Origin of the sequence: Methylobacterium sp. 37f (assembly GCF_023093475.1) — a bacterium.
Lineage (GTDB): Bacteria > Pseudomonadota > Alphaproteobacteria > Rhizobiales > Beijerinckiaceae > Methylobacterium.
This window is the reverse complement of sequence record NZ_JAGHKN010000008.1, coordinates 159777-167531: the sequence shown is the minus strand read 5'-3', so window position 1 is coordinate 167531 and position 7755 is coordinate 159777. Positions and strand designations below refer to the sequence as shown.

Sequence of the window (7755 nt, the reverse complement as noted above, 5' to 3'; positions counted from 1 at the left end):
TTGTGTATAAGAGACAGGCCCGTGGGGGAATGGCGGCGGCGGCGGCGGTGGCGGCAAGACCCCACCCGACCTCGAGGACCTGCTGCGCCGCAGCCAGGACCGGCTGCGCGGCGTGCTCCCCGGCGGGTCCTTCGGTGGTGGGCGCGGCCTGCTGGTGATCGGCGGCCTCCTGGTCGCGGGCTGGCTTCTCACCGGGTTCTACACCGTGGCACCCCAGCAGGTCGGCATCGAGACGGTGTTCGGTCGCTATCTCAGCACCACCGGCCAGGGCCTGAACTACAACTTCCCGGCCCCGATCGGCGCCGTGACCAAGCCGAATGTCGGTCAGGTCAACAGCGTGCAGATTGGCTACCGCGCCGGCTTCGGCAATCAGACCCGCACCGTCGACAAGCCCGAGGAGAGCCTGATGCTCACGGGTGACGAGAACATCGTCGACCTCGACTTCGAAGTGCAGTGGCGGATCAACCCCCTGAAGGCGTCCGACTTCGTCTTCAACCTCGAGAACCCCGAGGGCACGATCAAGGCCATCGCCGAGAGCGCGATGCGCGAGGTCGTCGGCCGGCGCAACATCCAGCCGATCCTGACCAACGAACAGTCGAGCGTCGCCCAGGAGGTCCGGGAGATCACCCAGAAGGCCCTCGACGAATACGGCGCCGGCGTACGCATCGAACTCGTCCAGCTCGTCAGCGTCCAGCCTCCGCCGGAAGTGCGGCCCGCCTTCTTCGACGTGAACGCGGCGCAGCAGGATGCCGAGCGCGCCAAGAACGACGCGCGGACCTACGAGAGCCAGAAGGTGCCGCTCGCCAAGGGTGAGGCGCAGAAGATCATCCAGGCGGCGGAAGCCTACAAGACGCAGTCGACCGCCGACGCGACCGGTCAGGCCGCCCGCTTCACGCAGGTCTACGAGTCCTACAAGGTCGCCCCGGTGATCAGCCGCGAGCGCATCTTCCTCGAAACGATGGAGCGGGTCCTGGGCTCGGTCAACAAGGTGATCATCGATCAGAACGGGGCCGGCGCCGGTACGGGCGCCAGCGCCGCCGGCGTCCTGCCGGTGCTTCCGCTGACCGAGTTCGGTCCCCGCAACGCTGCCGGTGGAGTGGCCCGATGAACAATCAGACCCTCCGCACCGGCCTGATGATCGCCGCCGCCGCCCTGGTGGTCGGCCTCTACGCGTCGGTCTTCACCGTCGGCCAGATGCAGCAGGCCCTGGTGCTGCGCTTCGGCGGCGTCCGCGCCGTCCTGAACCAGACCGGCACCGACAAGCCCGGCCTCTACTTCAAGCTTCCGTTCTTCGAGAACGTGGTGCTGTTCGACAAGCGGGTGCTCGACCTCGATCTGCCGGTCCAGACCCTGCTCACCACCGACCGCCAGAACCTCGAGGTGGATGCCTTCGCGCGCTACCGGATCATCGATCCGCTGAAGTTCTACCAGTCGGCCAACAACATCGCCCGCGCCAACACCCTGCTGGCGAGCTTCACCAACTCGGCCCTGCGCAACCTGCTCGCCCGCTCCACCCGTGACGCCATCGTGCGGACGCAGCGCGCCGAGCTGATGAACCAGATCCAGGCCGACGTGAACCGGCAGGCGAAGGAGCTCGGCGTCGAGATCGTCGATCTGCGCATGACCCGCGTCGATCTTCCGGCTCAGAACAGCTCGGCGGTCTACAAGCGCATGACGACGGAGCGCCAGCGTGAGGCGGCCGACATCCGCGCCACCGGCGAGCAGGCGGCGGTCACCATCAAGGCCAAGGCCGACCGTGACGTGACGGTGCTGCTCTCGGAGGCCAACCAGACCGCCGAGACCCTGCGTGGTCAGGGCGACGCGGACAAGAACCGCATCCTGGCGGAAGCCTACGGCAAGGACGCGGATTTCTTCAGCTTCTTCCGCTCGATGCAGGCCTATGAGACCGGTCTGAAGGGCTCCGACACCCGATTGGTGATCAGCCCGTCCTCGGACTTCTTCCGCTACTTCAGCGATCCGCAGGGCAGGACCCCGGCGAGCCCGGCAGCACGCACCCGCGCTCCGGCCGAGCCCGGTACCACCGGTTCGACGGGCGCCACCCGCTGAAGCGGGTGACGTGATCCTGCCGAAACGACCCTGGTACGACATGTCCGGCGGCGGCCTTTGGTCCGCCGCCGGACTCTTGATCGGCGGACGGTGGGGACGATCTAAGAGCGTCCCGAGAGAGATGAGGTCGACCATGGTCCCCGTTGCGAGCGCCGTCCGGGCGCCCCGTTCCCGAGCGCTCCACTGCAGCCTGCGCTCGGTCCTGATGGCCGCCACGCTGGCGACCTCCGTCTCGGTCATGGGCCTCGCCGCCCCCGCCTACGCCAAGGGACCGGAATCGCTGGCCGATCTCGCCGATCAGGTCACCGACGCGGTGGTGAACATCTCGGCCTCGACCACCGTCGACGCCCGACCCAACACCCGCTCGGGTCCCCAGCTGCCGCAGGGCACGCCGTTCGAGGACCTGTTCGAGGAATTCTTCAACAAGCGCGGTCAGCGTGGCGGCGGCGATCGCAGCGAGGCCGACCGGCCGAAGCCGCAGCAGCGCAAGTCGAATTCCCTCGGCTCGGGCTTCATCATCGATGCCTCCGGCATCGTGGTGACCAACAACCACGTCATCGGCGACGCCAACGACATCCAGGTCATCCTCCACAACGGCACCAAGCTGAAGGCCGAGATCATCGGCAAGGATGCCAAGATCGATCTGGCGGTGCTGCGGGTGAAGCCGGAGCCGAACAAGCCCCTGAAGGCGGTCCCGTTCGGTGATTCGGAGAAGATGCGCCCGGGCGACTGGGTCATCGCCATCGGCAACCCGTTCGGCCTCGGTGGCTCGGTCTCGGCCGGCATCGTCTCGGCGCGCGGCCGCAACATCGAATCCGGTCCGTACGACAACTACATCCAGACGGATGCGGCCATCAACAAGGGCAATTCCGGCGGACCGCTGTTCAACATGAACGGCGAAGTCATCGGCATCAACACCGCCATCCTGTCGCCCACCGGCGGCTCGGTCGGGATCGGCTTCGCGGTGCCCTCGAACAACGCCGCGCAGGTCATCGACCAGCTGCGGGAGTTCGGGGAGGTCCGTCGCGGCTGGCTCGGCGTCCGTATCCAGAACGTCGACGAGACCACGGCCGAGGCCCTCGACATGAAGGACGGCGTCAAGGGCGCGCTGGTGGCCGGCGTCGACGAGAAGGGCCCCGCCAAAGCGGCGGGTCTCGAGATCGGCGACGTCATCGTCAAGTTCAACGGCACGGCCGTGAAGTCGTCGAGCGACCTGCCGCGCATCGTCGCCTCCACGCCGGTCGGCAAGACGGTGGACGTGCTGGTCATCCGCAAGGGCTCCGAGACGACGAAGTCCGTCACCCTGGGCCGCCTGGAGGATACGGAGAAGCCGACGCTCGCCAGCGTCAAGCAGCCCGAGGCGGAGAGCGCCGTCCGTCAGGTGCTCGGGCTCAACCTGTCCGGCATCACCGACGAGGCGCGCAAGCGCTTCAGCCTGAAGGACAGCCTGAAGGGCGTGCTCGTCACCCGCGTCGACCCGAACTCGACGGCGGCCGACAAGCAGATCAAGCCCGGCGAAGTCATCGTCGAGGTCGGCCAGGAGGCGGTCAGCGCCCCGGCCGACGTGACCAAGCGCATCGACCAGCTCAAGAAGGATGGCCGCAAGTCCGTCCTGCTCCTGGTCGCCAGCGCGAGCGGTGACGTCCGCTTCGTGGCGCTTGGGATCGACTGATCGTCGAAACGACTCTGTGGATACCAAGCCGCCGCCCGAGAGGGCGGCGGTTTTGTCTTGTCCAGGGGAGCGCTTCCCCTCCCTGTTAGGGGAAGGGCGATTGTCGATGGCATTACACCGTCATTCCGGGGCGCCGAAGGCGACCCCGGAATGACGGAGCGGTGCCCGCTGCGCTCAGCCCACGAACTCGGCCGACGCATAGCCCTGCAGATACAGTAGCGCCGTCAGGTCGCCGTGGTCGATGCGGACCTGGGCGGCGGCGGCCACCTTCGGCTTGGCCCGGAAGGCGACGCCGAGGCCCGCCTCGTGCAGCATGTCGAGGTCGTTGGCGCCGTCGCCCACCGCAAGGGTCTCGGACCGATCGAGACCGAAGCGCGTGCGAAGGTTGATCAGCGTCGCGCGCTTCGTCTCCTTGTCGACGATCGGCTCGATCACCTCGCCGGTGAGGTGCCCGTCCCGCACGCCGAGGGTGGTGGCGTGGGCCTCGTCGAACCCGATCTGCGCCGAGACCGGTCCGGTGAACAGGGTGAAGCCGCCCGAGATCAGGCAGGTGTGGGTGCCGTGCGCCTTCATGGTCTGCACCAGCGTACGGCCGCCCGGCGTGAGGGTGATGCGCTCGGCGATCAGCGCATCGATCCGGCCCACGGGCACGTCGCGCAGGAGCGCGACCCGCTCGCGCAGGGCCGGGCCGAACGCGATCTCACCCTGCATCGCCCGCTCGGTGATCGCCGCGACGCGATCCTTGAGGCCGATGGTCTCGGCGAGTTCGTCGATGCATTCCTGCTCGATCATGGTCGAATCCATGTCGGCCAGGAACAGGCGCTTGCGCCGGTGCGGGCCGGCCTCGATCACCGCCACGTCGATCGGCTCGGAGGCCAGGGCCGCGCGCAGGCGCCGGGCCAGGGCCGGCGCATCGGCGGGCGCGCCCGGCACCAGCACCTCGGCGGCGACCTCGCCGTGCAGGATGCGAGGCTGATGTTCGGTGCGCATCACCGCGCGGGTCTCGGCCAGCACCGCATCGGTGATGGCGGGGCGGCTCTCGTTTGCTATCAGGATCGCGACGAGGGTCATCCGGGAGCTTTCCACGCCAGTGTCGCCGGTCCTACAACGCCCACACGCGCAGGTTCTGCCGGCGGCGATCCTCATCGCAGGGCCGACCGCCTCGGGCAAGTCGGGCCTGGCGCTGGCGCTCGCGCGCGATCTCGACGGGGTGGTGATCAACACCGACTCGATGCAGGTCTATGCCGATCTGCGCCGCCTGTCCGCCCGCCCGAGCGCGGAGGAGGAAGCGCTAGCCCCGCACCGGCTGTACGGCCACGTCGACGGAGCGGTGAACTACTCGGCCGGACACTTCGCCCGCGAGGCCGAGCCGCTGATCAAATCGCTGCGCGGCGAGGGCCGCCTGCCGGTCTTCGTCGGCGGCACCGGCCTGTATTTCCGGGCGCTGGAGGAGGGGCTGTCCGAGCTGCCTCCGGTGCCGGATGCGGTCCGGTCGGCCGTGCGCGCCCGGGCCGAGGGACGGGCGACCGAAGACCTGCATGCCGAACTCGCGCTCTGCGATCCGGCCGGCGCGCTCGGGCTTCGCCCCAGCGACCGGGCGCGGGTGATGCGCGCCCTGGAGGTCTTCGCGGCCACCGGCCGGCCCATCGCCGATTTTCACGGGGCACGCCAACCCGGACCGCTCGCCGGCCTGCCCCTGCTCAAGCTGTTCCTGGCGCCCGAGCGCGAGACCCTGCGGCGAGCCATCGATAGGCGGTTCGAGGCGATGATCGCCGGGGGGGCGCTCGACGAGGTCGCGGCCCTGCGCGACCGCCGCCTCGACCCGATGCTGCCGATCATGCGCGCCCACGGCGTGCCGGGCCTGATCGCCCATCTCGACGGCGTGCTGATTCGTGAGGAGGCGATCCGGCGCGGGCAGGGCGACACCCGGCGCTATGCCAAGCGGCAGTTCACCTGGTTCCGCCACCAAATGGGGGCCGACTGGCTCTGGACCCCACCCGAGGAGGCCCTCGGGCGGGCGCGGGCGCTGCTCACGTCTCCAGGCGTGCGATGAGGGACGAAGTATCCCAGCGATTGCCGCCCATGGCCTGCACGTCGGCGTAGAACTGGTCGACCAGGGCGGTGACGGGCAATTGCGCGCCGTTGCGGCGGGCTTCGGCGAGCAGGATGCCGAGGTCCTTGCGCATCCAGTCCACGGCGAAGCCGAAATCGAACGTGCCCGCGTTCATGGTCTTGCCGCGGTTCTCCATCTGCCAGGAGCCGGCGGCGCCTTTCGAGATGACCTCCAGCACGGCCTCGACGTCGAGATCCGCCCGCTTGGCGAAGTGTACCGCCTCGGACAGGCCCTGGACGAGGCCCGCGATGGCGATCTGGTTGACCATCTTGGTGAGCTGGCCGGAGCCCGACGGACCCATCAGGCGGCTGGCGCGGGCAAAGCACAGGATCGCGGATTCGACCTTCGCGTAGGTCTCAGGCTCGCCGCCGCACATCACGGTGAGCGCCGCGTTCTCGGCCCCGGCCTGTCCGCCCGAGACGGGCGCATCGATGAAGCCGAGGCCGGCGGTCTTGGCGGCATCGGCGAGTTCGCGGGCGACCTCGGCCGAGGCGGTGGTGTGGTCGACGAAGATCGCGCCCGGCTCCATGCCGGCGAAGGCGCCATCGTCGCCGAGGGTGACGCTGCGCAGATCGGCGTCGTTGCCGACGCAGGCGAACACGATGGCCTGGCCCTGGGCGGCCTCGCGCGGGGTGGCGGCGAAGGCGCCGCCATGCGCGGCGACCCAGGCCTCGGCCTTGGCGGTGGTGCGGTTGTAGACCGTGACCTCGTGGCCCTTGGCGGCGAGGTGGCGGGCCATCGGTCCGCCCATCACGCCGAGCCCCAGAAACGCGACCTTCGCCATCATCATCCCCGTTCGTATCCTGAATACGATCGGGGTCTAGGAGCGATGCTGGCGAGCGTCAAACGTTCGCGAACGCTTAGCCGCCGGTGACGCTCATGTGGCGCGGCACGGCGGCCGGGCGCGCGCGCTCGATGACGAAGTCGTGGCCCTTGGGCTTGCGCGCGATGGCGTCGATCACCGCCTGGGTCACCAGGGCGTCGTCGGGGGAGGCGCGCAGGGCCGCACGCAGATCCGCCGCGTCCTCCTGGCCGAGGCACATGTAGAGCTTGCCGGTGCAGGTGAGGCGGACGCGATTGCAGCTCTCGCAGAAATTATGGGTCAGCGGCGTGATGAAGCCGAGGCGACCGCCGGTCTCGGCTATGCGGACATAGCGGGCAGGGCCACCGGTGCGGTCGGGAAGGGGCGTCATGGTGTAGCGCTGTTCGAGCCGGGCTCGCGCCACCGAGAGGGGCAGGAACTGGTCGGTGCGGTCGCCCTCGATCTCGCCGAGCGGCATGACCTCGATGAGGGTCATGTCCATGCCGTCGCCATGGGCCCAGGCGATCATGTCGGCGATCTCGTCCTCGTTGACGCCCTTCAGCGCCACGGCGTTGATCTTGACCTTGATGCCGGCCTTGCGGGCCGTCTCGATGCCGTCGAGCACCACCTTGAGGTCGCCCCGGCGGGTCACCGCGCGGAATTTCTCGGGGTCGAGGGTATCGAGGGAGACGTTGACGCGGCGCACGCCGAGTTCGGCCAACTCCGGTGCGAATCGGCCGAGTTGGGTGCCGTTCGTCGTCATCGTCAGCTCTTCGAGGGTGCCCGTATCGAGATGGCGGGACAGGCGCCGGAATAGATGCATGATGTCGCGGCGCACCAGCGGTTCGCCGCCGGTGATGCGCAACTTTCTGACGCCGCGCTGGATAAAAACGGCGCAAAGCCGATCCAGTTCTTCCAGAGACAGCAGGTCGCGCTTCGGCAGAAACTGCATGTCGTCGGACATGCAGTAGACGCAACGCAGATCGCAGCGGTCGGTCACCGAAATCCGCAGATAGGTAATCGCCCGTTGAAACGGGTCGATCAGCGGCGCTGGCGCGATCGGAGCGGCATCGTCGGTGGCGCGGGGACCCCACATGCGGG

The 7755-nt window shown here is 68.8% G+C and carries 6 protein-coding genes and 1 pseudogene; 4 read left to right on the top strand and 3 right to left on the bottom strand.

The genetic code is table 11. The features are described 5' to 3' along the window. Positions 1-25: 25 nt before the first annotated feature. From hflK to J7U37_RS08050, 3 genes and pseudogenes are all read left to right on the top strand, one after another. Positions 26-1108 (top strand): annotated as a pseudogene (gene hflK, locus J7U37_RS08060) (FtsH protease activity modulator HflK); the annotation flags it as partial. Further along, the gene (gene hflC, locus J7U37_RS08055; protein ID WP_056189839.1) at positions 1105-2067 is read left to right on the top strand and encodes a protease modulator HflC; all 963 of its coding nucleotides are present in this window, start codon (positions 1105-1107) and stop codon (positions 2065-2067) included. The pseudogene hflK and the gene hflC, both read left to right, overlap by 4 nt. Before the next feature lie 133 nt (positions 2068-2200). Further along, positions 2201-3739 carry a DegQ family serine endoprotease gene (locus tag J7U37_RS08050; protein ID WP_247635368.1) on the top strand — a complete coding sequence of 513 codons (1539 nt, stop codon included), beginning with the start codon at positions 2201-2203 and terminating at the stop codon, positions 3737-3739. A 174-nt stretch (positions 3740-3913) separates the two neighbouring features. Here the strand turns inward: J7U37_RS08050 and serB are convergent, their stop codons facing one another. Next, positions 3914-4810 carry a phosphoserine phosphatase SerB gene (gene serB, locus J7U37_RS08045; protein WP_247635367.1) on the bottom strand — a complete coding sequence of 299 codons (897 nt, stop codon included), beginning with the start codon at positions 4808-4810 and terminating at the stop codon, positions 3914-3916. Positions 4811-4829: 19 nt separating this feature from the next. Here serB and miaA point away from each other — a divergent pair, with 19 nt between their 5' ends. Then, positions 4830-5792: a tRNA (adenosine(37)-N6)-dimethylallyltransferase MiaA gene (miaA, locus tag J7U37_RS08040; protein ID WP_244478535.1), complete on the top strand. Its 963-nt coding sequence runs from the start codon at positions 4830-4832 to the stop codon at positions 5790-5792. Here the strand turns inward: miaA and J7U37_RS08035 are convergent. Together J7U37_RS08035 and moaA are read right to left on the bottom strand one after the other, a co-directional pair. Then, positions 5770-6636 carry an NAD(P)-dependent oxidoreductase gene (locus J7U37_RS08035; RefSeq protein ID WP_247635379.1) on the bottom strand — a complete coding sequence of 289 codons (867 nt, stop codon included), beginning with the start codon at positions 6634-6636 and terminating at the stop codon, positions 5770-5772. The two genes, miaA and J7U37_RS08035, sit on opposite strands and share 23 nt — an antisense overlap. A 76-nt stretch (positions 6637-6712) precedes the next feature. Continuing rightward, on the bottom strand, positions 6713-7750 hold the full coding sequence (gene moaA / locus J7U37_RS08030; RefSeq protein WP_247635366.1) for a GTP 3',8-cyclase MoaA: 1038 nt from the start codon (positions 7748-7750) through the stop codon (positions 6713-6715). Positions 7751-7755 lie beyond the last annotated feature (5 nt).